This window comes from Lipingzhangella halophila (genome assembly GCF_014203805.1).
Classification (GTDB): Bacteria; Actinomycetota; Actinomycetes; order Streptosporangiales; family Streptosporangiaceae; genus Lipingzhangella; species Lipingzhangella halophila.
In genome coordinates this window covers 1123946-1148845 of the sequence record NZ_JACHJT010000001.1, presented here as the reverse complement: position 1 = coordinate 1148845, position 24900 = coordinate 1123946, and the positions used below count along the sequence as shown (strand labels likewise).

At 71.7% G+C, this 24900-nt stretch carries 23 protein-coding genes; 4 read left to right on the top strand and 19 right to left on the bottom strand.

Annotated elements, in window-relative coordinates:
- Nucleotides 1-99: 99 nt before the first annotated feature.
- From F4561_RS05180 to F4561_RS05145, 8 genes are all read right to left on the bottom strand, one after another.
- A complete protein-coding gene (locus F4561_RS05180; RefSeq protein WP_184575279.1) occupies nucleotides 100-1818 on the bottom strand; it encodes an urease subunit alpha in 1719 nt (572 codons plus the stop codon).
- The gene (locus tag F4561_RS05175) at nucleotides 1811-2494 is read right to left on the bottom strand and encodes an urease subunit gamma (RefSeq protein WP_184575277.1); all 684 of its coding nucleotides are present in this window, start codon (nucleotides 2492-2494) and stop codon (nucleotides 1811-1813) included. Before F4561_RS05175 ends, F4561_RS05180 begins: the two co-directional genes overlap by 8 nt.
- A 301-nt stretch (nucleotides 2495-2795) precedes the next feature.
- Nucleotides 2796-3545 (bottom strand): 4-hydroxy-tetrahydrodipicolinate reductase, encoded by a 750-nt coding sequence (dapB, locus tag F4561_RS05170; protein WP_184575275.1) that lies wholly within the window; start codon nucleotides 3543-3545, stop codon nucleotides 2796-2798.
- An 86-nt stretch (nucleotides 3546-3631) separates the two neighbouring features.
- Nucleotides 3632-4600, bottom strand: a complete 969-nt coding sequence (gene egtD, locus F4561_RS05165; RefSeq protein ID WP_184575273.1) for an L-histidine N(alpha)-methyltransferase — start codon at nucleotides 4598-4600, stop codon at nucleotides 3632-3634.
- A gap of 16 nt (nucleotides 4601-4616) precedes the next feature.
- Nucleotides 4617-5393 carry an ergothioneine biosynthesis protein EgtC gene (gene egtC, locus F4561_RS05160; RefSeq protein ID WP_184575271.1) on the bottom strand — a complete coding sequence of 259 codons (777 nt, stop codon included), beginning with the start codon at nucleotides 5391-5393 and terminating at the stop codon, nucleotides 4617-4619.
- The gene (gene egtB, locus F4561_RS05155; RefSeq protein WP_184575269.1) at nucleotides 5393-6787 is read right to left on the bottom strand and encodes an ergothioneine biosynthesis protein EgtB; all 1395 of its coding nucleotides are present in this window, start codon (nucleotides 6785-6787) and stop codon (nucleotides 5393-5395) included. Before egtB ends, egtC begins: the two co-directional genes overlap by 1 nt.
- A complete protein-coding gene (gene egtA, locus F4561_RS05150; RefSeq protein WP_184583213.1) occupies nucleotides 6784-7992 on the bottom strand; it encodes an ergothioneine biosynthesis glutamate--cysteine ligase EgtA in 1209 nt (402 codons plus the stop codon). Before egtA ends, egtB begins: the two co-directional genes overlap by 4 nt.
- 144 nt (nucleotides 7993-8136) lie before the next feature.
- Nucleotides 8137-8622, bottom strand: coding sequence for a GNAT family N-acetyltransferase (locus F4561_RS05145; RefSeq protein WP_184575267.1), 486 nt, complete (start codon nucleotides 8620-8622; stop codon nucleotides 8137-8139).
- Between the two features lie 170 nt (nucleotides 8623-8792).
- Between F4561_RS05145 and F4561_RS05140 the strand changes: the two genes are divergently transcribed.
- Nucleotides 8793-10739: an acyl-CoA dehydrogenase family protein gene (locus tag F4561_RS05140; RefSeq protein ID WP_376773636.1), complete on the top strand. Its 1947-nt coding sequence runs from the start codon at nucleotides 8793-8795 to the stop codon at nucleotides 10737-10739.
- A 424-nt stretch (nucleotides 10740-11163) separates the two neighbouring features.
- Here the strand turns inward: F4561_RS05140 and F4561_RS05135 are convergent, their stop codons facing one another.
- Nucleotides 11164-12255, bottom strand: coding sequence for an acetate/propionate family kinase (locus tag F4561_RS05135; RefSeq protein ID WP_184575263.1), 1092 nt, complete (start codon nucleotides 12253-12255; stop codon nucleotides 11164-11166).
- A gap of 27 nt (nucleotides 12256-12282) precedes the next feature.
- Nucleotides 12283-14649: a phosphoketolase family protein gene (locus F4561_RS05130; RefSeq protein WP_184575261.1), complete on the bottom strand. Its 2367-nt coding sequence runs from the start codon at nucleotides 14647-14649 to the stop codon at nucleotides 12283-12285.
- Between the two features lie 197 nt (nucleotides 14650-14846).
- Between F4561_RS05130 and F4561_RS05125 the strand changes: the two genes are divergently transcribed.
- Nucleotides 14847-15401, top strand: coding sequence for a hypothetical protein (locus tag F4561_RS05125; protein WP_184575259.1), 555 nt, complete (start codon nucleotides 14847-14849; stop codon nucleotides 15399-15401).
- Nucleotides 15402-15518: 117 nt separating this feature from the next.
- Here F4561_RS05125 and F4561_RS05120 read toward each other — a convergent pair whose 3' ends face one another.
- Together F4561_RS05120 and F4561_RS05115 are read right to left on the bottom strand one after the other, a co-directional pair.
- A complete protein-coding gene (locus F4561_RS05120) occupies nucleotides 15519-16196 on the bottom strand; it encodes a response regulator (RefSeq protein WP_184575257.1) in 678 nt (225 codons plus the stop codon).
- Nucleotides 16193-16768: a sensor histidine kinase gene (locus F4561_RS05115; protein ID WP_312885152.1), complete on the bottom strand. Its 576-nt coding sequence runs from the start codon at nucleotides 16766-16768 to the stop codon at nucleotides 16193-16195. The genes F4561_RS05120 and F4561_RS05115 overlap by 4 nt, the downstream gene beginning before the upstream one ends.
- A 192-nt stretch (nucleotides 16769-16960) precedes the next feature.
- Between F4561_RS05115 and F4561_RS05110 the strand changes: the two genes are divergently transcribed.
- Nucleotides 16961-17461 carry an amidohydrolase family protein gene (locus F4561_RS05110; protein WP_184575255.1) on the top strand — a complete coding sequence of 167 codons (501 nt, stop codon included), beginning with the start codon at nucleotides 16961-16963 and terminating at the stop codon, nucleotides 17459-17461.
- 64 nt (nucleotides 17462-17525) lie between these two features.
- Here F4561_RS05110 and F4561_RS05105 read toward each other — a convergent pair whose 3' ends face one another.
- Nucleotides 17526-18701, bottom strand: a complete 1176-nt coding sequence (locus F4561_RS05105; protein ID WP_221445369.1) for an RNA-guided endonuclease InsQ/TnpB family protein — start codon at nucleotides 18699-18701, stop codon at nucleotides 17526-17528.
- A gap of 228 nt (nucleotides 18702-18929) precedes the next feature.
- Between F4561_RS05105 and F4561_RS05100 the strand changes: the two genes are divergently transcribed.
- The gene (locus tag F4561_RS05100; RefSeq protein ID WP_312885150.1) at nucleotides 18930-19589 is read left to right on the top strand and encodes an amidohydrolase family protein; all 660 of its coding nucleotides are present in this window, start codon (nucleotides 18930-18932) and stop codon (nucleotides 19587-19589) included.
- 6 nt (nucleotides 19590-19595) lie between these two features.
- Here F4561_RS05100 and F4561_RS05095 read toward each other — a convergent pair whose 3' ends face one another.
- The 6 genes from F4561_RS05095 to F4561_RS05070 form a co-directional block, all read right to left on the bottom strand.
- A complete protein-coding gene (locus F4561_RS05095; RefSeq protein ID WP_184575253.1) occupies nucleotides 19596-20879 on the bottom strand; it encodes a thymidine phosphorylase in 1284 nt (427 codons plus the stop codon).
- Between the two features lie 13 nt (nucleotides 20880-20892).
- Nucleotides 20893-21294, bottom strand: coding sequence for a cytidine deaminase (locus F4561_RS05090; protein WP_184575251.1), 402 nt, complete (start codon nucleotides 21292-21294; stop codon nucleotides 20893-20895).
- A gap of 115 nt (nucleotides 21295-21409) precedes the next feature.
- Nucleotides 21410-22183, bottom strand: coding sequence for an alpha/beta fold hydrolase (locus tag F4561_RS05085; RefSeq protein WP_184575249.1), 774 nt, complete (start codon nucleotides 22181-22183; stop codon nucleotides 21410-21412).
- Between the two features lie 196 nt (nucleotides 22184-22379).
- Nucleotides 22380-22703 carry a biotin/lipoyl-containing protein gene (locus tag F4561_RS05080; RefSeq protein WP_184575247.1) on the bottom strand — a complete coding sequence of 108 codons (324 nt, stop codon included), beginning with the start codon at nucleotides 22701-22703 and terminating at the stop codon, nucleotides 22380-22382.
- Nucleotides 22704-22708: 5 nt separating this feature from the next.
- On the bottom strand, nucleotides 22709-23761 hold the full coding sequence (locus F4561_RS05075; RefSeq protein ID WP_184575245.1) for an alpha-ketoacid dehydrogenase subunit beta: 1053 nt from the start codon (nucleotides 23759-23761) through the stop codon (nucleotides 22709-22711).
- A complete protein-coding gene (locus F4561_RS05070; protein ID WP_184575243.1) occupies nucleotides 23758-24801 on the bottom strand; it encodes a thiamine pyrophosphate-dependent dehydrogenase E1 component subunit alpha in 1044 nt (347 codons plus the stop codon). Before F4561_RS05070 ends, F4561_RS05075 begins: the two co-directional genes overlap by 4 nt.
- Between the last annotated feature and the right edge of the window lie 99 nt (nucleotides 24802-24900).

Genomic DNA, 24900 nt, shown 5'->3' with positions numbered 1-24900 from the left:
CCGCCCCTCGGGCCGACCAGCCTGTACGACCCCTCGCGCGAACCCGCGCGGGGAGCGTCGTCCTGCCGGCCGCGCACCCGGAACGGCGCACGGAGCCCTCTAGAAAAGGCAGTACCGCTGGGTCAGCGGAAGCTCGGCCACCGGCGGGTCTCCCTCGTCGGGGCGGACCTCGTAGCCGTCGATCGTGACGCGGAAGCTCTCCGGGTCCACGGCGATGTCCGGCAGAGCGGAGTTGTTCGGCATGGACTCCTTGGAGACGCCACGGGTGTCGGCCACCGGCCTCAAGGCGCGGCGCAGCCCCAATGTCTGCGCAACGCCGCCGCGCAACGCCGCCGGAGCGACGAAGCTCACGGCGAGATGCGGCGCGCTCGACGCGGTCGCGGCGAGGCCCGGCCGCATCAGCATGGGCTCGGCGGTGGGGATGGAGGCGTTGGGGTCGCCCTGCGGGGCGTAGACCACACCGCCGCCCTTGACGACGGCGGCCGGCCGGATCCCGAAGAACGCCGGGTCCCACAGCGCGAGATCGGCCATCTTGCCCGCCTCGACCGAGCCGACCTCGGCCGAGATGCCGTTCGCCACCGCGGGGCAGATGGTGTACTTGGCGACGTAGCGGCGGGCCCGCTCGTTGTCCGCGGGCAGCGTGGACGACACAGCGCGGCGCCCCTTCATCACGTGCGCGATCTGCCAGGTCCGGCAGATCACCTCGCCTATGCGGCCCATGGCCTGCGCATCGGAGGACGTGATCGACATCGCGCCCATGTCGTGCAGGATGTCCTCGGCCGCCATCGTGGTGTCGCGGATGCGCGAGTCGGCGAACTGGACGTCGGCTTCGACGTTGGGGTTCAGGTGGTGGCAGACCATGAGCATGTCCCGGTGCTCGGCCACCGTGTTGACGGTGAACGGCAGCGTGGGGTTCGTGGAGCCCGGGATGATGCTGGGCTGGCCCGCGAACACGATCACGTCCGGCGCGTGGCCGCCGCCGGCGCCCTCGGAGTGGAACGCGTGGATGCTCCGGCCGCCGATGGCGTCGATGGTGGTGCGCACGTAACCGGACTCGTTCAGGCTGTCGGAGTGCAGCGCGACCTGCAGGCCGAACTCCTCGGCGGCCTTGAGGGCGGCGTCGATGGCCGCCGGCGTGGCGCCCCAGTCCTCGTGGATCTTGTACCCGCCGGCGCCGGCCAGGGCCTGCTCCCGCAGTGCCTCGTGCCCGACCGTGTTGCCCTTGCCCAGCAGTAGCAGGTTGACCGGGATCTCGTCGTAGGCCCGGTGGGTGAGGGCGAGGTTCCACGGCCCCGGGGTGACCGTGGTGGCCTTGGTGCCCTCGGCCGGCCCGGTCCCGCCGCCGACGACCGTCGTGACACCGGTGGCCAGGGCCTCGTAGAGCATGTCGGCGTTGAGCATGTGGACGTGGCAGTCAACAGCGCCCGCGGTGAGGATGCGTCCCTCGCCGGACAGGACCTCGGTGCCCGGCCCGATCACCAGATCGGGGTGGCAGTTGTCCATGATGTCGGGGTTGCCGGCCTTGCCGATGGCGGTGATGCGGCCGTCGCGCACCCCGACGTCGGCACGCACGATCCCCCAGTGGTCGAGCACCACGGCGTTCGTGACCACCAGGTCGAGGGCTCCCTCGCTGCGGGGCACGGTGCTCTGCAGCATGGACTCGCGGATGGACTTGCCGCCGCCGAAGACGGCCTCGTCGCCGCCCGCGCAGTAGTCACGCTCCACCTCGATCCACAGGTCGGTGTCGCCCAGGCGGACCTGGTCGCCAACGGTCGGCCCGTACAGCGCCGCGTAGTCGGCGCGCGCGATCTCACTCACCGGAACCCTCCTTGACCTGCAGCCCGGCAACCTTCCGCGCGCCGGCCAGCTCCACTATGTCCAGCCGCTTCTCGTCCCCCGGCTGGAACCGGACCGAGGTGCCGGCCGCGATGTCGAGCCGGTAACCGTCAACGTGGGCCTCCGCGGGCTCGGTTCCGGCCTCGTCCTCGCTGGGCGCGAGGGACTCGTAGAACCGCAGTACCGGGTTGACGTCGCCGAGGTGGATGTGCGATCCGACCTGCACCGGGCGGTCGCCCTCGTTGCACGCGACCACGGTGCGCGACGCGCGCCCGGCGTTCAGCTCCACCGTTCCGGCTCTCGTCCGCACCTCGCCGGGGCGCGGGGCGGCGGGCTCCGGCTCGGCCCCGGGCCGCGGCCGAACGGGGTGGGTGAGGGTTACCAGCTTGCGGCCGTCGGGGAAGGTGGCCTCGACCTGGACGTGCTCCAGCATGTCGGGCACGCCGTCCATAACCTCATCGGTGCGCAGGACCTGGACGCCCTCCTCCATCAACCGCTGGACGGTCGCGCCCTCGCGGGCCCGTTCGAGCACCCAGCAGGACAGCAGGGCGACGGTCTCGGGATGGTTCAGTCGGATCCCGCGTTCGAGCCGGTCGCGGGCCACCATCCCGGCCACGCTCAGTAGCAGTTTCTCCGTATCGGACGGAGTCAGGAACATCGTGCCTCCGTAGGTCGTCCGGCGCGGTTGGTGCCGCGCCGTCCGGCAATGATGGCCGCGCGCGAATAATGAGCATTTCGCGCCGGTTACACGCGCATGAAGTTCATGCTCGAGGACCGGACAGCACCCGAACGGGCGGTGCGGGGTACAGCATCCGCATACGGACACAAATTACAACATGCTAATTACATAGAGTCACCAATACGGGCGCTCGTCGGCGATCCTGAGCATTCGGTTCCTTCAAGCCGCTACGAAGGAACCGAATGCTCAGGATCGCCGAAGCCCGGGCCCCGCCGTGGGGTCACTCCAGGTCGAGCAGTGCCTCCAGGCCGACCGTGAGCTGCTCCGGGAGTTCGGCGACGCGCCGGACACCCAGTAGCACTCCGGGCATGAACGACTCCCGGCTCATCGAGTCGTGCCGGATCTTCAGGGTCTCGCCGTGTGTGCCGAGGATGACCTCCTGGTGCGCGATGAGCCCGGCCAGGCGCAGCGCGTGCACCCGGACCCCGGAGACGTCGGCCCCGCGCGCCCCGGGAACCTCCGCGGTGGTGGCGTCGGGCATGGGCTCCGCCCCCTCGCGCGCCGCGGACACCAGCTCGGCGGTGCGGCTGGCGGTCCCGCTGGGGGCGTCGGCCTTGTTCGGGTGGTGCAGCTCCACGATCTCCACCGAGTCGAAATGGGGCGCGGCCTTCGCGGCGAAGTGCATCATCAGCACGGCCCCGATTCCGAAGTTCGGCGCGATCAGCACCTTGACACCCGGGTTCTCGGCCAGCACGTCGCGCAGCTCGGCGAGCCGCTCCTCGTCGAGGCCGGTGGTGCCGACGACAGCGTGGATCCCGTTGGCGACGAGCCACCGGAGGTTGCCCATGACCGCCTCGGGGTGCGTGAAGTCCACGACGACCTCGGCGCCGCGCACGTTCTCGCGCTCCTCGTTCTCGTCGACACCGGCCACCAGTTCGGTGTCGTCGGCCCCTTGGACCGCCCGGACAACTTCTGACCCCATGCGCCCCTTGGCGCCAAACACTCCTACCTTGATCACGGGGTTCACCATATCTCGCGGCGGAGGGCCGCCTCCCCGGGATCCGCACCGGGGCGCGGCCCGCTCTGGCGCACCATCGTGGTCCGCGCCCCGGTGCGTCACACCCGCGGGTGCGCCAGGAGCAGCGCGAAGTCCCCGTCGGGATCGGTCAGCCACTGGGTGAGCGCGAACCCGGCGCTGTCCAGTTCGGCCTCGGCGGTCGCGCGGCGGAACTTCGCCGAGATCTCGGTGCGCATCTCCTCCCCCTCGGCGAAGTCGACGGTGAGGTCGAGCCCGCCGACGCGCACCCGCTGCGGCGACGACGCGCGCAGCCGCATCTCGATCCACTCGGCCTCGGCGTCCCAGACGGCAACGTGCTCGAAGGCCTCCGGCGCGAAGTCGGCGTCAAGCTCGCGGTTGATGACGTGCAGGACGTTCCGGTTGAACTCGGCGGTCACCCCGCGCGCGTCGTCGTAGGCGGCGACGAGCCGGGCGGGGTCTTTGACCAGGTCGACACCGAGCAGGAGCGCGTCGCCCTCCCCCAGCGTGCTGCGCAGGTCGGCCAAGAAGGCGATGCGCCGGCGCGCCGGCTGGTTGCCGACCGTCGAGCCCAGGATCGCCACGAGTCTGCGCGGGTGCGCCGGCAGCAGGTGCAGGTGGCGCTCGAAGTCGCCGACAACGGCACTGACCCCAAGGTCGGGGTACTCGGCGGCGACACGTTCGGCGGCGCCCTGCAGGAAGTCCCCGCTGACGTCGACCGGGACGAAGCGCTCCAGCGTGCCCGCCGAGCGCAGTGCGTCCAGCAGCAACCGGGTCTTCTCCCCCGAACCCGACCCCAGCTCGACAAGGGTGCGGGCGGCGGTCGCCCGCCCGATGCTCGGGGCGTGCTGGTCCAGAATGGCGCGCTCGGCGCGGGTGGGGTAGTACTCCGGGAGGCGGGTGATCTCCTCGAACAGCGCACTGCCCCGTTCGTCGTAGAACCACTTGGGCGGCAGCGTCTTGGGGCGCGCGGTGAGCCCTTCCTGCACGTCGCGGCGCAGGGCCTTGTCGAGGTCATCTGGTGTGAGGTGGTGTTCGATCCGCAGCATGGGACTCCTCGTCGGACTAGGCGACCGCGGTGATCGCGGCGCCGTTGGGGCCGGCGACGACCAGCGATCCGTCCGGGACCCGCCGCCAGGCGGGATTGTCGTCAAAGGGTTCGGAGGCGAGGTACACGCCGCCGTCGTGGGTGGTGCGCGTGTAGAGGGTGTCGCCGGCGGCGGTACCGGCGAGCTGGCGACCGTCGGCGGCGAGCAGGTTGTAGCGGCCCGGTGCGCACGCCCGGGCCTCGCGGGTTACCGACGCCAGCGCCGCCCCCAGGTCCTCGCCTTTCCGCCACAGCCGTACGGCGTGCGCGAACAAGGGAGCGGAGTCGACCGGGGTGCGCGCGTCGAGCACTCCGGCGGGCGGGGGCTGGCCGAGGCGTTCGGTGAGGGCCGCGTCGTCCCCGGTGGCGCCGTTGTGGCTGAAGAGCCAGGTGTCACCGCGGAACGGTTGGGCACAGGACTCGTCCATCCCGAAGCCGGGTGTGGCGTCCCGGACGGCGGCGACCACGCAGGTCGCGCGGATCGCCCGGGCGGCGTCGGCGAACGACGCGTCGGCCCAGATCGGCATGGCCCGGCGGTAGCGCAGCGGGCCGGGACCGTTCGGGCGGCCGGTGTCCCCGCTGGCGGGTTCGGACTCGGAATACGGGTACCACCCCACACCGAACCCGTCGGCGTTCACCGTGCCGTGGCTCTGCTCACGCGGCGCGTACGACTGGGTGTGCAGCGAGTGGGGCGGGCCGTACAGCAGCTCGTACAGCGTGACCGGCGGCCCGAGGTAGGCCAGGTGCCGGCACATCAGACGGGCTCCGCGTCGCGGGCGCAGCGGAAGCCGCTGAAGATCTGCCGGCGTATGGGGTGATCCCAGTTGCGGAACGTGCACCGCACCGCGGTGGGGTGGGTGGCCCACGAGCCGCCGCGCAGCACCCGGTAACCCTGGCCGAAGAAGACCTCCGAGTACTCCGGGTAGGGGAACGCGCGGAACCCGGGATAGCCGGCGAACTCGGTCGAGGTCCACTCCCAGACGTCGCCGAGCATCTGCCGGACGCCCGTGGGCGCGCCTCCGGACGGGAACGCCCCCGCTGGCGCGGGCCTCAGCAGCCGCTGGTCGAGGTTGGCGTGCTCCGGGCCGGGTTCCCGGCCTCCCCAGGGGAACCGGTGCGAGACACCGGTTCGCGGGTCGTAGCGCGCGGCTTTCTCCCATTCGGCCTCGGTGGGCAGCCGCTTGCCGGCCCAGCGGGCGTGCGCCTCGGCCTCGTGGAAGCAGACGTGCTGCACCGGTTCCTCCGGGGGCACCGGCTCGACCCGGCCGAAACGGCGGCGCAGCCACCGCTCGCCGTCGCGGTGCCAGAACGCTGGCGCGCGCTTGCCCGAGCGGGTGCGCCACTCCCACCCCTCTTCGCTCCACCAGCGCGGGTCGTCGTAGCCACCGTCGGCGATGAAGTCCATGTGCGCCGCGTTCGTCACGGCATGGCTGTCGATCCAGTAGGCGGGCAGGTCGACCGTGTGGGCGGGCCGCTCGTTGTCGTAGGCCCAGGGGTCGGCGGTGGTACCCATCGTGAACGGCCCGGCCTCGATGCGGATCTCCGAGGGGTCCGGCGGCGATGTGCCGGCCGGCGGTTGGGCGGCGACGCCGGGAAGGGCCGGATCGCCGCGCCGGAGCTGGTGGGTGGCCAGCATCGTCTCGTCGTGCTGGTGCTCGTGCTGGATGACCATGTGGTAGACGAACCCGCCGTCGAGCAGGCCCGCTCCCCCTTCGTCCAGGGGTGCCCGCTCCAGCGAGTCGAGCACCCGGGAGCGGACCCGGGCGTTGTACTCCTGGGCCTCCGTGGGGGTCAGCAACGGCAGCTCGACGCGCGCGGAGCGGGGGTTCTCGAACGCGTCGTAGAGGATGTCGATGTCGGGGCGCAGGGCGTCCTGGCCGGCCGCGGCGCGTACCAGCCACTGCTCCTCGTAGTTGCCGACGTGCGCCAGGTCCCATACCAACGGGGACATCAGCGGCGAGTGCTGGGCGACGAGCTCGGACTCCTCCAGGCTTTCGACCGTGAGGCCGAGGCTCCGTTCCCGCACCCGCCCGAGCTCGGCGGCGATGCGCTCGCGCGCCTGCCCGACGTCCGCGGTCGCTGGCGGCGGCCCGTCCTCGCCACTGGCCGCGCTCGGGTTCCGCGGCTCCCTGGTTGGCTGCTCGCTCATTGCTCCCCTCCGGATGCCAGTTGGTCGTCAGCGGGGCAGCGGCCCCGGTCCACATAACGCTCGCGGTAGGCCTCGACCACCGGAACGAGGCTCGCTGCTCCCATGCCGGTCAGCGCCTCGCACGCCGCGGCGAAGCAGGCCCGGGCGCAGGCGGCGATCCCGCGGTCGGTCAGCGCGTCGCGGGCAGCGGCCAGCCAGATTCCCCGGCCGGGCCGGGCGCCGCCGCACAACCGCTCGGTCGCCGCCGACGCGACGCGGGCGGCGGCGGGATCGTCCACGAGGGCGGCCGCCACGGCAACGGGCACCGGCCACCACGGGTCGGGCAGCGCGTCGACCATCCGCAGCTCCAGCCACCCGCGCGGCCGAACGGGCGGAAACAGGGTGCTCAGGTGGTATTCAAGGTCGTCGGGCGTGGGGCGCGGGGTGCGTCCGCCGGCCAGCCACGCCCCGAACGCCAGTCCCGGGTCAACAAGCCACGGCCCCTCGGCGCGCGGCACCGCCATGGTCCGGGCGGCGAGCGCGTAGCCGGTCCATGCGGCGATCGGGTCGCCGCCCGCGGCGGGGCGGGTGCGGGAAGAGTCGATGGCGGCCCAGATCGCCCACCGCGTGGAGCGCCAACCGGTCGGCCGGCCCCGCCACCGGGGCGAGTTGGCGAATGCCGCGAGCAGGACCGGTCCGAGCCGGTGCACGAGCTGCCAGCGACGTTGCAAGTCAGCGCGGTCCGCTCCGATGTCGAGGCAGATCTGCAGCGAGGCGGTGCTGCACATCATCGCCCGGCCGCTGGGGCCACCGCCCCCGTCGAAGTAGCGTTCCATCGCGACGTAGCGGGGCAGGGCGAGTTGCCGGCTCGGGCGGCGGTGCGGGTCGAGGCCACTGCCTTCGAGGCGGAGTCCGGCCTCGTTCAGTTGCTTCTCCACGTGGGCCAGGTCGGCGGCGAGCGCGGAGCAGGCGGTGGCGGGTCCCGAAAGGGGCGGCGAGCTGAGCTCAAGCTGCCCACCGGGTTCGAAGGTGATGGCGCTGCCGTTGGGAAGCGGTCCGGCTTCGTCGATGAGTGTGGCGAGCTGGTGCACCGGGACCGGGAGGTGCGGCTCCTGCTTGTCGGTTACGAGCCATTCGGCCTCGACTCCGACGCGTCCCGGTGGGCCGGTCTTGAAACAGATGCCGTTGACGTAGTTATGAACGTCCGATTCGGTGAGGTACGTCATCATCGCTCCCATGGCAGGCCCGTTCACTAACTCTGCCCGCAAGCGCACCCGCCGGAACTTCCGATTCCGCGAAGAGCGGGCGAACGCTGCGGCAACTCCCCGAAAGCCCGGTACAGCAGGGCTTTTCGCCCCTGGTGAGGCACGTCACACCAGGCGTGCCTCGTACCGTTCGAACCCCAGGGTCAGCCCGGACCGCCACAGGAAGGCGCGCTTCGCCGGGTCGGGCGCGTCAACGGGGACGAGCACGCGCTCGGCCCCCATGTCCCGCAGCCGTTGCCGGGCCCTGCCGAGCAGGGCGGTACCGGCCGCCCACCAGTCGTCGGGGGCGGCCACGGCGAAGTCGGTCACGTAGCCGACCGGTCCGGCGCCGCCGGATCCGGACGGCTCTGGCGGCGCCGGCAGGACCATCGAGAGGAGGTATCCGCACACCCGGTCGTCGCGCGTGGCGACAAGGGAGACCGCGGTGGCGTCGTCAACCATGCCCCGCACGTGCGAGTGCCGCCGTTCCTGAGTGTCCGCGGGGGAGGTTTCCGGTGTCATCGCGGCGCCCTTCTCCGCGAGGTCCACGATCGCCGCGACGTCGGAGGTACGCGTGTCCCGGATGTCGATCCGGTCATCGTCAGCCGTCATGTGTTCCCTTTCGCGTGCTGCGCTGCGTGCCGCTAACACCCGAGCGTTCCCAACGGGGCTCGTAGGGAGACCTGTTTGTCCGGGTCCTCCCCGCTTCGGGCGCGACCTGCCCGGCGCGCCGGCCGGATAGTGGTAGGAGAGGGGTGAGTCGCAGTCGTTTTGAGGGGGTAATGATGGCTGAACCTAGCATCCGGCCGAACGAGGCCGCGTTGCGCGAGTTGCTCGACGGGCCGTGGGCCCATGTCCGCCAGAAAGCCCGGGACCACCTGCGCGGAGAGCTGTTCGCCCCGGTCGCGGGGCTCGACGTGGAGCAGCACCGCGACCGCGTCATGGAGCAGCTCGCAGCGATCGCGGCGACCGAGATTCCCGGGTACGGGTTCTCCTCGGCGTATGGCGGCTCCGACGACGTGGGCGCCTCCGTCGTCGCGTTCGAGATGCTGGTGTGCGACCTCTCGCTCATGGTGAAGGTCGGCGTGCAGTGGGGCCTGTTCGGCGGCGCCATCCAGGCACTGGGCACCGAGGAACACCATGCCCGGTACCTGCCCCGGGTCATCTCGCTCCGGCTGCCGGGCTGCTTCGCGATGACCGAGACGGGACACGGATCGGACGTGCAGCGGCTGCGCACGACGGCGCGCTACGACCCCCGCACCGAGGAGTTCGTCGTGCACACCCCCGACGACGACGCGCGCAAGGACTACATCGGCAACGCGGCCCGCGACGGTATGGCGGCCGTGGTCTTCGCCCAGCTCATCACCGGTGATACGAACCACGGTGTGCACGCGCTGCTGGTGCCGGTCCGCGACGCCGACGGGCATCCCCTCCCCGGCGTGCGCATTGAGGACTGCGGTCTCAAGGCGGGGCTCAACGGTGTCGACAACGGCCGGCTCTGGTTCGACCACGTGCGGGTTCCCAGGACCGCACTGCTGAACCGGTACGGCGATGTCGCCCCCGACGGCAGCTACACCAGCCCGATCGACAACCCCGACCGCCGCTTCTTCACCATGCTCGGCACGCTCGTGCGCGGGCGGATCAGCGTCGCGGGCGGCGCCGGAACCGCGGCGAAGGCGGCACTGGCCATCGCCATCCGGTACGCGGACGCCCGCCGCCAGTTCGAACGGCCCGACGGCGGGGAGGTCGCGCTGCTGGACTACCGCGCGCACCAGCGCCGCCTGCTACCCGCTCTGGCCCGCAGCTACGCCCTGCACTTCGCCCAGGAGGAGCTGGTGCGGACACTGGACGACAAGTCCCGGGAGTCCTTCAGCGACCAGGACCAGCGGAAACTGGAGTCCCGCGCCGCGGGCATCAAGGCCGTCAGCACCTGGCACGCCACGCAGACGATCCAGACCTGCCGGGAGGCGTGCGGCGGCGCCGGCTACCTGGCGCAGAACCGGCTGCCGCAGCTCAAGGCGGACACCGACGTGTTCACCACGTTCGAGGGTGACAACACGGTGCTGCTGCAGCTCGTCGCCAAAGGGCTCCTCACCCACTACCGGGACTCTTTCGGCGCCCTCGACCCCAAGGAGATGGCCCGGTTCGTGGCCGGGCAGTTCCTCGGCGTCGTGATCGAGCGGACCGCCGCCCGGCCGCTGATCGAACGGCTGGTCGACGCCACCCGGCGGCGCGGCGAGTCCGACATCCGGGACCGCGGCTGGCAGCTCGATCTGCTGGAGGACCGCGAGAAGCACGTCGTCGAAGGGTTGGCGCGGCGGCTGCGCAGGACAGGCTCCGGCACCGCCGCGTTCGAGGCGTTCAACGACGCCCAGGACCACGTGCTCAAGGCCGGGCGGGCGCACGTCGACCGGGTCGTCCTGGAAGCCTTCGTCGCCGCGATCGACCGGTGCGCCGACCCCGAAACCAAAGAGGTGCTCGACAGGCTGTGCGACCTCTACGTGCTCTCCGTCGTGGAGGAGGACCGCGCCTGGTTCCTGGAGCACGGGCGGCTGACCGCACCGCGCGCGAAGGCGGTGACCGAGGCCGTGAACTCGCTGTGCGCGGAACTGCGCCCGCACGCGGTCACTCTCGCCAGCGCGTTCGGCCTGCCCGACGAGTGGCTGGCCGCACCGATCGCCCTGGGCGCCGAGGAGGCCCGCCAGGAGGAGCAACGGGTCGGGGGCTGACGGCCGGCGGTGGTCCGTGCCCGCGAGGGGAGAATGGGCGCTCACCCGTGGTGAGCGCCCATTCGTTCGCTCCGGTCGGGGCTTGTCCGCCGCTTCCGGCGCATCAGGGTTTTCACGGTTGTTCGTCCGGTCCCGTTACATTTCATTGACGCGGCGTACACACGCTCACTACGTTTGCCGCTCAGAAAGTGTTTTCCCTGACCGTCGAGGACATTCCCGGCGTGGTGCCCGAGAGGGCCGGCGCCGGCACCCTCGAGAAGACGGCCGGAGAGCGCTACCCAGACGCGCTCTCCGGCTCACCCTGCGGTACCGCTCCTTTCCAGGCCCGCATGCGGCGGTACCGCCGCGCCGGGTCCGGGCGCAGTGCATTCGCCGCCCCATCGGGGCCGCCCCGGACCCGGCGCTCACGCGTGCCGGGCCCGGCTCAGTGCGGTCGCAGCAGGGCTCGCACGTCGCGGGCGATCTCCAGTTCCTCGCGGGCCTCGACCACCAGGCTGCGCACCCGGGCTCCCGACGCTGTGATCTCGGTGTCGGGAGACGCCGCGTCGTTGGCCTCCGGGTCGATCCCGATCCCGAGGAAGCCCAGCCCGTCCGCGGCGCCCGCCCGCACAGCGGGCTGGTGCTCGCCCACCCCGCCGGTGAAGACGAGCGTGTCGACGCCGTCGAGCGCGGCGGCCATGGCGGCGATCTTGGCGCGCAGCCGGTGCAGGTAGACGGCGAGCCCCAGGGCGGCGTCGGGGTCGTCCCCGCCCGCCCGGGACACGACGTCGCGCATGTCCGCGCTCCCGGTCAGCCCGGCCAGGCCGGATCGCCACTCCAGCCCGTCTCCGACCTCATCGGGGTCCAGCCCCGCTTCGCGCAGCAACCACAGCACCAGCCCGGGATCGACGTCACCACTGCGTGTGCCCATGACCAGGCCCTCCAGTGGCGTGAAGCCCATGGTGGTGTCGACGGAGCGTCCGCCGCGCACCGCCGCCAGCGACGCCCCCGCTCCCAGGTGCGCGATGACCAGCCGACCGGGATCATCGCCGAGCATGTCACCGGCGCGGCGCGCGGCGTAGGCGTGCGAGATGCCGTGGAAACCGTAGCGGCGCGGCGCGTACTTCTCCCGCCACTCGCGCGGGATGGCGTAGGTGGCGGCCTCTGGCGGGAGGTCCGCGTGGAACATCGAGTCGAAGCAGGCCACCTGGGGCACGCCGGGCAGCACGCTCCGCATCGCGGCGATACCCGACACCGCCTTGGGCTGGTGCAGCGGCGCCAGCCCAGTGAGGTCGCGCAGCCGCGCCACGACCTCGTCGTCCAGGGCCGTTGGGCGCCGGAACGCACTACCGCCGTGCACGACGCGGTGGCCGACGGCGTCCACGCCGCTGAACCGCTCGACCTCGGTGGCCAGCCGCTCCGCGGAAACGGTCCCGTTGTCGAGCGGCGGATCGGCGCGGTCGGCGAGCGCGCCGTCCGGGTCGACCAGGCGGAGCTTCACGCTGCTCGACCCCGTGTTGACCACCAGCACCCGCATGTCGGCACCTCCCAACGGCCGCGTCGCTCATCCCCACGTCCAGTCGCGGATGTCGGGCGGGTCCTCGCCGTACACGCGGGTGTGGGCACGGCAGCGCATCCGCTCGTCCTGCATCCGCTGGCGCAGGTGAGCCGCCCGGACCCCGAGCCCGGGAAGGTGGTCGATCACGTCCATGACCAGGTGGAAGCGGTCGAGGTCGTTCAGCATGAGCATGTCGAACGGCGTGGTGGTGGTGCCCTCCTCCTTGTACCCGCGCACGTGCAGGTTCTCGTGGCCGTTGCGCCGGTAGGTGAGCCGGTGGATCAGCGAGGGGTAGCCGTGGAACGCGAAGATGACGGGCTTGTGCGCGGTGAACAGCGCGTCGAACTGGCGATCGGACATCCCGTGCGGGTGTGCCGCAGTGAGCCGCATCAGGTCGACCACGTTGACCACCCGCACCCGCAGTTCGGGCAGGTGCTCGCGGACGAGTGCCGCAGCGGCGAGGGTCTCCCGGGTCGGGGCGTCGCCCGCGCAGGCCAGAACGACGTCGGGTTCGGCCCCGTCGTCCGTGCTCGCCCATTCCCAGATGCCCGCTCCGCGCGCCAGGTGCGCCTGCGCCCGGTCCATCGAGAGGAAGCTGAGCGCGGGGTGCTTGCCGGCGACCACCACGTTGATCGTGTCCCGCATGCGCAGGCACTGGTCGGTGGTGACCAGGGCCGAGTTCGTGTCCGGCGGCAGGTACATCCGGATGATCTCGGGCACCTTGTTCAGCACGTGGTTCAGGAACCCGGGGTCCTGGTGGGTGAACCCGTTGTGGTCCTGCTGCCACACGTGCGAGCTGAGCAGGTAGTTCAGCGAGGAGATCGGGCGGCGCCACGGCAGGTCCCGGGTGACCTTGAGCCACTTGGCGTGCTGGTTGAACATCGAGTCCACGATGTGCACGAACGCTTCGTAACTGTTGAACAGCCCGTGCCTGCCGGTGAGCAGGTAGCCCTCAAGCCAGCCCTGGCAGAGGTGTTCGCTGAGCACCTCCATGACACGGCCGTCGGGGTCGAGGTACTCGTCGGTGGGCAGACGTTCCGCGGCCCAGGCGCGCCCACCTGCCTCGAAGGCGGTGTCGAGCTTATTGGAGGTCGTCTCGTCGGGACCCATCATGCGGAAGGTGCGCGGGTTGGCGCGGATGACGTCGCGGATGTACCCGCCGAGGACCCGGGTGGCCTGGTGGTGCTCCGTCCCGGGTTCGGGCACCTGCACCGCGTACTGCCGGATGTCGGGCAGCCGCAGGTCCTTCAGTAGCAGGCCGCCGTTGGCGTGCGGGCTGGCGCTGAGCCGGCGCTCGGGCGCCGGGAGCGGGGCGCAGACCTCCGGCAACGGCGCACCACTGGAGTCGAACAACTCCCCCGGCCGGTAGGAGTGCATCCACGACTCCAGCGCCCGCATTTGCTCCGGATCGTCGCGCACGGCCGCCAGCGGGATCTGGTGGGAGCGCCAGGTTCCCTCGACCGGAAGCCCGCCGACCTCGTGCGGACCGGTCCAGCCCTTCGGGCTGCGCAGTACCAGCATGGGCCACCGGGCGCCCGACACGCGTCCGCTTTCCCGTGCGTTGTGCTGGATGTCGGCGATCTCGTCGAGCGCGGAGCCGAGCGCGTCGGCCATCCGCGCGTGCGCTGTCTCGGGGTCGTCGGCGGAGACGACGTGCGGCCGGTAGCCGTTGCCCTCCAGGAGCGAGAGCAGTTCCTGCTCGGGGATGCGCGCCAGCAGCGACGGGTTGGCGATCTTGTACCCGTTGAGGTGCAGGATCGGGAGTACCGCACCGTCCCGGGCGGGGTTGCTGAACCGGTGCGACTGCCAGCTCGCGGCCAGCGGACCGGTCTCGGCCTCCCCATCGCCGATCACGGTGGCCACGACGAGGCCGGGGTTGTCGAACGCCGCGCCGTGGGCGTGCGCCAGTGAGTAGCCCAGCTCCCCGCCCTCGTGGATCGACCCCGGGACCTCCGGCGCATTGTGGCTCGGGACGCCGCCCGGGAACGAGAACTGGCGGAACAGCTTGCGCATCCCCTCGGCGTCCTGGGTGACATCAGGGTAGATGTCGGTGTAGGTACCGTCGAGCCAGGCGGTGGCCACCGTGGCCGGCCCGCCGTGCCCGGGCCCGACAATCCACATCATCTCGGTGCCACGCTTATTGGCCTGGTGCGAGAGGTGCGCGTAGAGGAAGTTCAGCCCCGGCACCGTCCCCCAGTGCCCGAGCAGCCGCGGCTTGATGTGCTCCGGCCGCAGCGGTTCGCGCAGCAACGGGTTGTCGACCAGGAAGATCTGGCCCACCGAAAGGTAGTTCGCCGCCCGCCAGTACCGGTCGATCCGATCGAGGTCCGCCGGATCCAACGCCTGTCTGGGTCGCGCTTCGGTCGCCGTCATCGTTTCCCCCCTTGGTCGCACGAAGTGAACCGCCCGGTCCCCTACCCGTGACGCTCCGGCGATATCGGGCGCGAGGACGCCTACAGCGGGGACTGCCCGAAGAGTGCCCAGTTGAGCGCCGGTGTAGCTGGACAGCCTGTGGGTAGCAGCCAGCTACTTGACTAGGACTTCACTACGTGGCAGGTAGGTTTGCCGCAATGAATACGAGCCCGAAGAGCAACGACAACCAGACAGCGGCGCCGGAGCGGGACGACGCACCGGTCCTGGAGGAGCCGGCCTCGCACGACTCTTCCGCCTCACCCGAGGAGACTGACGCGACGCAGGACGCCGACAGCGCGTACAGCGAGACCGAGGACGAGACCGAGGAGGAGTGGGGCGCCGACGTCGTGCCCGCGGGCACCTCGCAGCCGACCGGGATCTTCACCGCCGAGACCTTCGCGATCACCGGTCTCCTCGCGATCAGCACCGCCATCGTCGGCACCCGGATGACCGAGAGCCTGCCGACCCTGGTCGGGCAGAGCCAAGAGGGCATGTTCGCCGGCCTGGTTCTGGGCGACGGCGTGATCGGCCTGCTCGCAGTGATCTTCGCGGCCGTGAGCCTGCTCCTGGCGAACCGGTTCACCCACCCGTGGGCCCGCTGGGTCGCCACGGCCACCATCATCGTCGGCATCATCTTCATCGCCGCCTCCGTGATCACCTACATGCAGATACCCGAGCCCCAGCCGCAGCCGCCGATGATGCCCGCGGGCTGACGAACGGCGGCGGGACTCACCGCCTCAGGTGAGCCCCGTGGCGCCCCGGTGGTGCCGGGCGAGGCCCCACGGCTCCGGATGGAGAATGTCAGCCCTTGGCCGTGTTCGGCACACCGGTCACGTATCCGGTTCGCCGGTGTTTCGGGCCGTCACCAGGCCCGTCTCGTAGGCCAGCACCACCAGATGGGCGCGGTCCCGCGCTCCCGCTTTCACCATGGCGCGGCTGACATGGGTCTTGGCGGTGGCCGGGCTGATCACCATACGGCCGGCGATCTCGTCGTTGGAGAGCCCGCGCGCGACCAGACCGACCACTTCGCGTTCTCGTGTGGTCAGCTTCTCCAACGCGGCCGGGTAGGCGTGCTGGGCGGGGCCGGAGACGTACTCCCGGATGAGGCGGCGGGTGATCTCCGGGGACAGCAGCGCGTCGCCGCGGGCGGCGACGCGCACCCCCTGGAGCAGCTCGGCCGGTTCGATGTCCTTGACCAGAAAGCCCGCGGCCCCGGCGCGCAGTGCGTTGTACACGTACTCGTCCACCCCGTAGTTGGTCAGGATCACGACACGCATTCCGTCCAGACGTCCCTCCGCGGCGATGCGCCGGGTCGCCTCGATCCCGTCCAGCACCGGCATCTGCACGTCGACCAGCGCGACGTCGGGAACATGCTCGCGCGCCAGCTCCAACGCCTGCTGGCCATCGGCGGCCTCGGTGACCACAGTGATGTCGTCCTCGGCGTCCAACAGCGCACGGAACCCCGCCCGGATCAACGGCTGGTCGTCGGCCAGCAACACCCGGATCATGAGCTCGCCTCCGCCGACACGCTGCCCTGCTCCGCAGAACGCAGCGGCAGCTCAGCGTGGACGCGGAACCCGCCCTCAGGACGCGGCCCGACCGTGACGTCACCGCCGAGGGCCATGACGCGTTCACGCATGCCGAGCAAACCCGTACCGGGCACATGCGGTTCCTCGGCGGCGGCCCGCCCGTCGTCCTCGACACGCACCGAGAACCCATCGCGACCGTAGTCCAGACGGATGGTCGCGGAGGCGCCCGCGCCAGCGTGCCGGGTGACGTTGGTCAGCGCCTCCTGAATGATCCGGTAGGCGGTGCGGTCGACCGCTGTCGGTATCTTCGGCCGTTGGCCGTTGACGGTCGCCGAGACGGAGAGCCCGGTCAAGCGCGTCCTGGCCACCAGCGCATCCAGGTGCTCCAGGCTCGCGCGGTCACCGGCCGCCGGGTGCCCCTCCGGGGCCGGCTCGCGCAGCACCTCAAGGGTCGAGCGCAACTCGCGGTTGGCCTCGCCGCTGGCCTCCTGGATGGCGAGCAGCGCCTCGGGCACCTCGTCGCCGCGTTTGCGCGCCAGATGCACCGCCACACCGGCCTGCACCTTGATCACCGAGATCGCGGCCCGCGAGGCGGTGCGTGCCGCGCTCGCGCCGCACGAGGGGCCCGGCGGGATACGTCAACCCGGCACCGGGCTCGTGACGACCGCGACCCGCCCCTGATCGGGCGCGGTTCCCGACGCGCCACCCCCTCATCTCGTCTCCACGTGAACAAGGAGAGCAGCATGCGCACATTGATCCGCGGCGCCCGTGTCTTCGACGGTGCACGAACCCTCGCCGGCGCTGACATCCTCATCGACGACGACCGGATCGCCGAGCCCGACGGCCAGCGTGTGGACGTCGAGATCGACGGCACCGGACGGACCGTGTTGCCGGGCCTGATCGACGCCCACACCCACGTGTTCGACGGAACCCTCGCACAGGCGCTGTCCTACGGGGTGACCACCGAACTCGACATGAACTGCATGCCGCTCAACCTCGCCCGGCAACGCCGACTCGCCGCAGCACGCGACGACGTGGCCGACCTCCGTAGCTCCGGCATTGTCGCCACCGCCCTCAACGGGCACCCCACGCAGGTCTGGAACTGGCTCGACCCGGAGACGATCGCGCAGCTCGGCGACGCGGTCGGCGACTTCGACACGGTAGCCAGCGCCGACCAGGCCACGGAGTGGGTCCAGGCTCGGGTGGCCGAGGGGGTCGACTACGTCAACTTGACCCGGCCGTAAACGACCGGGCTTGGAGGTAGCGCCCAACTGGGTGCTGGGTGGACTCCTCCGTCCAGACACCCCGTTATGGGGTGGCAGGGACGCGTGACTCACGCCCCGCGATCCACGCAGCCTCGCCGCGGTGGGCGATGGTGCGGGACGCGTTGCGGTCGGCGTGGGCAACGACCCCGCATGACCGGCAGACAAAGCGGGCCTGGTTGAGGCGGTTGTTCTTCGCGATGTGATGGCACTGGGCGCATTCCTGGCTGGAATAGGCCGGATCGACGAACACCAGCGGGACGCCCGCCCGGCGTGCCTTGTAGGCCAGGAACTGGCCAAGCTGGGCGAAGGCCCAGGTGTGCAGTGTGACCCGTTGGGGCCTGCGGAGCCGTGCCCTCTGCCGGATGCCCTTCAGGTCTTCCAGGGCGATGCCGGACGAGGTGCGTTGCGCCTCGGTCACGATGCGTTTGGCGATGATGTGGTTGACGTTGGCGGCGTGGCGCGCTTCCTTACGCCGCCTATTCTTCAGCCGCCGCTTGGCGGACTTGGTGGCCTTGGCCTGGAGCTTACGGCGCAGAGCGCGTTGGCGCCTACGGTGCCGATTCAGGCCCCGCCCGGCGGCCCGGTAGCCGGTGGACGTGGTAGCGACGTTGGCGATGCCCAGATCCACGCCGATGAACCCCTCGGGCTCGTACTCAGTGGCTTCGGGGACCTCGCAGGTGGCGCTCAGGTAGAACACACCATCGCGTTCGATCAGGTCGGACTCGCCCTTACGGTACTGCTGCAGCATCTTGAGCGCGTCCGCCGAGCATGCGAACCGCACGCCCTTCACCCGACCTGCGGTGGTCCAGATCGACACGGTCTGCGCGTCGTACTGCCAGCTCAGACACCGATCGTCATAGGGCTGGGCCGCATCGACCCGAAAGGCGATCGGCCTGGACTCCGCCTTGCGACGCCGCGCCGACCCCGGCCTACCGAGGTTGCCCGCCCGCAGGTTCGCCCGCAGCGTGGTGTAGGCATCACGAACCCTCTTGATCACATGCTGGGCCGCCTGCGCCCCCAACCCACGAGACTTCAGCTCGGCGTAGGTGTGCCTGCGCAACGCGTACTCACGCGGCACACCCTGCTCGAAGGCCACCCCGGAGACCCAGTTCGCGGCCTCGTTGACCGTGCGCAGGGTGGACTCAAGCGCGGATGCCTGCACGGCATCCGGAACAAGTTTGACCTGCACGACGATCTTCACGAGGAGTGATATTAACATTGATCTGTGTCACCACACGGGGAGTCCACCCCCACCACCCGCCCAGGCCCAACGGTCGGGCACGCCCTGCACGCACACGTGGTCCTCCTACCGGAACGGCCGCCCGTTCACCAACGAGATCCCGCGAACGCGGACCCCTTAGGAACCCACGGGCCAGAACAGCCCAGACAAGCGATTCCTCCCGGCCCTGAAGGGACCGGGGTTCCTCGCTAGACCCCGCTGAAGATCGTGATCGACGACGGGGCGATGTACGACACCCGGCTGCCCGCCCTCGAGGCGGACGTGGTGTCGGCCCTCGTCGAGGCCGGTCACGCCGCCGGGCTCCAAGCCATCGCGCACGTGTCCAGCGCCGCGGAGGCCGGCCTCGCCTTGGACGCGGGCGTCGACGGCCTGGCGCACGTCTACTCCGACACCGGCCCGGACGGCCACGCGGGCGAGGAGCTGGCCGCCCGGGCGGCCGCGCGGGGCGTGTTCGTCGTCAGCACGCTGGTCTACATCGAGGCGCTCGCCGGTGCCGGCTCTGGGGCCGCGGTGCGGTCGGACCGGGTCGACAACGCCGCGCACGCGGCCCGGACGCTCCACCGGGCGGGCGTGCCGCTGCTGGCGGGGACGGACGCTACGGTCGGCGCTCCGGCGCACGGCGAGAGTCTGCACCGGGAACTGTCGCTGCTGTCCCGGGCCGGGCTCACACCCGAGGAGACGCTCGCCGCCGCCACGAGCATCCCGGCCGACCGGTTCGGGCTCACCGACCGCGGCCGGATCGCCCCCGGACTGCGGGCCGACCTGGTGCTTGTCGACGGTGACCCCACACGGGACATCGCCGCCACCCGCTCCATCGCCGATGTCTGGAAGCGCGGCGTGCGGCAGTCCCGGAACCAGCGGTCCTGATGGGCCCTACGCCCCAACCCGCTCGATGAGGAGGGGGAGGGCGTCCTCGGGGCCGTCGATGTCGTAGCCGCCCTCCAGCGCCTCGGCGGCGGACTCGAACCGTTCGGGCTCGTCGGTGTGCAGCGTGAGCAGTGGCCGGCCGGCGCGGACCTGGTCGCCCTGCCGGGCGTGCAGGGTGACGCCCGCGCCATGGGACACGGGGTCCTCCTTGCGGGCTCGTCCGGCGCCGAGCCGCCACGCGGCGAGCCCGACCGCGTAGGCGTCCAGGCGCGTGAGCCGGCCGGTGGCCGACGCGAGGATGCCCCGGTGCTCCCGCGCGGCGGGAAGCGGGGCGTCGGGGTCACCGCCCTGCGCCCGCACCATCCGGCGCCAGGCGTCCATGGCGGAGCCGTCGCGCAGGGCGTCGGCGGGGTCCTTGGCCCCGGACAGCCCGGCGGCACGCAGCATCTCGCGGGCCAGTGCCACGGTCAGCTCGACGAGGTCGTCCGGGCCGCCGCCCGACAGCACCCGGACCGCCTCGGCGACCTCCAGCGCGTTGCCGACCTCGTATCCCAGCGGGGTGTCCATGGCGGTGAGCAGCGCGGTCGTGCGGACACCGTGGTCGGCGCCGATGTCGACCATGGTGCGCGCCAACTCGCGGGCGGTTTCAGTGTCCTTCATGAACGCGCCCGAGCCCACCTTCACGTCCAGCACCAGCGACCCGGTGCCCTCCGCGAGCTTCTTGGACATGATGGAGCTCGCGATCAGCGGTATGGACTCCACGGTTCCGGTGACGTCGCGCAGCGCGTACAGCTTGCGGTCGGCCGGGGCCAGTCCGGAACCCGCCGCGCACACCACCCCGCCCACCTCGGTGAGGTGCCGGCGCATCTCGTCGGGGCGCAGGTCGGCCCGCCAGCCGGGGATCGACTCCAGCTTGTCCAGGGTGCCCCCGGTGTGGCCCAGCCCCCGGCCGGAGAGCTGCGGAACCGCGGCGCCGCACGCGGCGACAGTGGGGGTGAGCGGGAGCGTGATGGTGTCGCCGACCCCGCCCGTGGAGTGCTTATCCGTGGTCGGCCGGGGCAGGTCGGAAAAGTCCAACCGCTCACCGGAACGCAGCATCGCCTCGGTCCACCGGCTGACTTCGGCGCGTGTCATCCCGTGCCACAGGACCGCCATACACAGTGCCGCCATCTGCTCGTCGGCGACCCCGCCGGCCCCTCCCCTCGTGTAGGCGTCGACCACCCAGTCGATCTGGGCGGGCGAGAGCTCGCCACCGTCGCGCTTGGTGGTGATGACGTCGATGGCGTCCATGGCCCCTCCCGGGTCAGCGTGGCAGGTCGTCCGGGCCGAATGCCTGGGGCAGCAGCTCGGCCAGGGGAAGCGTGCCCCGCGGGGTGTCGATGAGCAACCCGGCGCCGCCGTGCTCGTAGAGCACCTGGCGGCACCTGCCGCACGGCAGAAGCCGCGCCCCTTCGCTATCGACGCAGCTCAGGGCCACGAGCGCGCCGCCACCCGACGCGTGCAGGGCACAGACCACGCCGCATTCGGCGCACAGGGTGAGCCCGTATGAGGCGTTCTCCACGTTGCATCCGGTCACCGTGCGGCCGTCACCGGCGATCCCGGCCGCCCCGACCCGCAGTTGGGAGTACGGGGCATAAGCGGTGCGGGCGGCGGCCAGCGCTGCCTCGCGCAACCGCGTCCAGTCCACCTCAGGCGCTCGCGTCATGGGCCCTCCTTCTCGCCCGCCTGGCCGCACCGGCCCCGGCGCGGCGTCGTTGCGCGCACTGTAAGCGCCCGCTGGCTCCGCCAATCCCGTGCGGCACCGCACCCCCGGTCGGGGGTCACCCGCGCCCGCTCGTGGCCGCCCCGCAGGCCGCCGGCTCATCGCTGGTGAGGAACTCCAGAACCGCGTCCTTGAACACGCTTGCCGGAACGGCCGTCCGGTGGTCCCGGCGCGCCACGCGCAGCACCCCGGCGTCGGAGCCGCGCGCGAGCCGCTCCACTCCGTCGGCCATCTCGTCGTTCTCTCCGGCGACGAACAGCAGCGGTGTGCGGCGCGGCGCGGGTTCCGGGGTGAACGGGCGGGCGGCCTGGCCCCGCGCGCACGCCGCCAGCGCCGCGGCGTCGTTGCCGGGGAGTCCCGCGACCGCGCGGAAGAGGGCACCGAACGGGCTGTCGTCGGTGCCCGGATCGGACAGGTCGGTGCCGCTGAACGGGTCGCGCGGCCCGAAACCGCCCATGACGACGCGCCGTACGCGCTCCGGCCGGATCAGCGCGAACTCCCAGGCCAGCCGGGACCCCATCGAGTAGCCGACGACGTCGACGCGTTCGACACCGAACTCGTCGAGCAGCAGCACCAGGTCGGCCACGAAGACCCCGGGAAGGTAGGCGTCGTCCTGGCGGGGCCGTCCGCTCCTGCCGTGCCCGCGCAGGTCCGGGCCGATCGTACGGAGCCCCTCAGCGGCCAGCCGGCTGGCCCATCCGGTGCGCTCCCAGTTCAGTTCGAAGCTGGAGCCGAAACCGTGCAGCAGTAGGACCGGTGGCCGGGCGGGGACGGCTCCGGGGTCGTCGTCGACGTAATGGAGACTGACATCGCCGCGCAGTATGGCGTGCATCCCTGGACTCTCCCTGTCCGCGGTCACGAGCCGCTACCGGCGCCGGCGGGCCCGGCACCGCGCCGTGCCACGCCCTTAACCGGCACTGATCACTGTCGGGCGCCCGCGGAACAGCGTCACCGGACCGCGCGGCCCGCGATACCGCGTACCCCACCAGTGCCCAGCCGAACCAGTTTCGGCGCGCACCGCTGGGCGCTCAGTCCGCGGGTGGCCGCAACCGGACGCGCCGCTCCGAGCGCTCTTCCTCGTCCGGGACCGTTCCCACGATCCCGGAGTCCTGTTCGAGGTCGAAGGTCACCAGGGCCGCGCCGACCCGGACAACCTCGCCCTCCTCGGCGTGCAGCTCGGCTATGACGCCGGCGTGCGGTGACGGGATCTCCACCGCCGACTTGGTGGTCTCGACCTCGACCAGTGGCTGGTTGCGCGCGACGCCGGCCCCGGGCCCGACCCGCCACTCCAGGATGGTCGCCTCGGTCAACCCCTCTCCGAGGTCGGGCAGCGTGAACGTCTGTTCGGCCATGTTCTCTAGTACTCCAGGGTCCGTTGCACCGCGAGCAGGACGCGGTCGTTCGTGGGCAGGTACTGCGGCTCCAGCGGACCCGCTGGGTAGGGGACGTCGTATCCGGTCACGCGCTGCACCGGGGCGGCGAGGTCGCGGAACGCCCGTTCGGTGACCAGGGCCGCGACCTCCGCTCCCAGGCCGGCGGTGAGCGGGGCCTCGTGCACCACGACCGCGCGCCGGGTGCGCCCGACGCTGGCGGCCAGGCCGTCGGCGTCGATCGGGCTGAGCCAGCGCAGGTCGACCACCTCCAGCTCCACCCCGTCCTCGGCGGCCAGCTCGGCGACCTGAAGGCAGCGCCGCACCATCGCGCCCCAGGCGAAGAGGGTCGCGTGCCGGCCGGTACGCACCACGCGGCTCGACCCGATGGGGTCGTCGGCGCGCTCGCCCTCGCCAGCCGGATCCAGGACCACCGGCCCGCGGTCCCAGTAGCGCGCCTTCGGTTCCATGAAGATGACCGGGTCGTCGGCGCGCACCGCCCGCAGCAGCAGGTGGTAGGCGTCGTGCGGATTCGAGGGCGCGACCACTTTCAGCCCGGGCACGTGCGCGAACAGCGCCTCAAGGCTCTCGCCGTGGTGCTCCGGCGCGCGGATGCCACCGAAGCTGGGCAGCCGCACCGTGACCGGCATCGGGGCGGCGCCGCGCGTGCGGTAGTGCATCCGCGCCAACTGGTTCACGATCTGGTCGACAGCCGGGTAGCCGAACCCGTCGAACTGGAGTTCCGGGATGGGGCGGAACCCGTTCATGGCCAGCCCGACAGCCGACCCGATAATCGCGGCCTCGCTGATGGGGGTGTCGAAGACCCGGTCCTGGCCGAACGCGCGCCACAGGCCGTCGGTCACCCGGAACACGCCGCCCAGGCGGCCCACGTCCTCGCCGAACACCAGGGTGGCCGGGTCCTCGCGCAGAGCGGTGTCGAGCGCGCGGTTGAGCGCGTCCCGCATGGACATTTCCACGGTGCCGCCGGACTCTTCCGGCGGCGCCGCGGAGCGGGCCCGTTCCACGGTCACTCCGGTCATGGCGCGACCTCCTCTCGCCAGGCGCGCCACTGCCGCGCCAGTTCCTCGGTGGGCTCTCGGTAGACATACCGGAACAGATCGTCGCCGGGCGGTTCCGGCTCCGCGCACACCCCGTCGCGGGCCCGCTCGGCACTCGCCCGGGCCGCACGCTCGGCGCGCGCGAAGAACTCGTCGTCGGCGTGGCCCGCTGCGCGCATCGTGTCGCGAAGCCGGGCGATGGGGTCGTGCTCCTCCCACGCGCGCTCCTCGGCCGGGTCGCGGTACCGGCCGGTGTCGTCCGACGTCGAGTGCGGACCCATCCGGTAGGTGCGCGCCTCGATCAGGCTGGGCCCCAGTCCGGAGCGGGCCCGCCGCACCGCCTCGCGCGTAGCTTGGTAGACCGCCGCGACGTCGTTGCCGTCGACCGCGGCACCCGGCATCCCGTAGCCGGCCGCCCGCGCGGCTATGGACCCGCCGGCGATCTGGCGCTCGTTCGGCACGGACAGCGCCCAGCGGTTGTTCTGGCAGAGGAACACAACGGGAGCACGCATGACACCGGCGAGGTTCATCGCCTCGTGCACGTCGCCCTCGGAGCTGGCCCCGTCGCCGAAGAAGCTGAGCGCGCAGCCGGTGCGGCCTGCCAGACGCTCGCCCATGGCCCAGCCGACCGCGTGCGGGACCGGGCCGCCCACCACTGCGTTGACCGCGCCGAAGCGGGAGGCCATGGGGTCGTAGCGGCCGCCGTGCCACAGCGCCCGGTGGCTCGCCAGGTAGCCCACCATGTCCACGCCGAGAGCAAGCGCCGCGGCCAGCTCGCGGTACGTCGGGAACACGAAGTCGCGCTCGACGTCGAGAGCGGCGACGCTGCCGACCTGGGCGGCCTCCTGCCCGCGCACCGGGACGTAGGCGGGCAGGACTCCCTGGCGCTGCAGCGCGATCGCCTCCTCGTCGAGGAGCCGGGCAGCGAGCATGTCGCGGTAGAACGCGCGTGCGCGGTCGGGCGGGAGCGGGTCCGGGGCGGGGAGTTCGGCGGCCGCGGCCGGCGGCTCTTCGGGGTGCATGGTGGGCGCCTCCGTCGTCACTCCGAGTCGCGGTCCCTGATTGGGAATCTGGACACAATTATCGCGGATGACTCGACAAAGTTGCCAGATGTAGCGCAT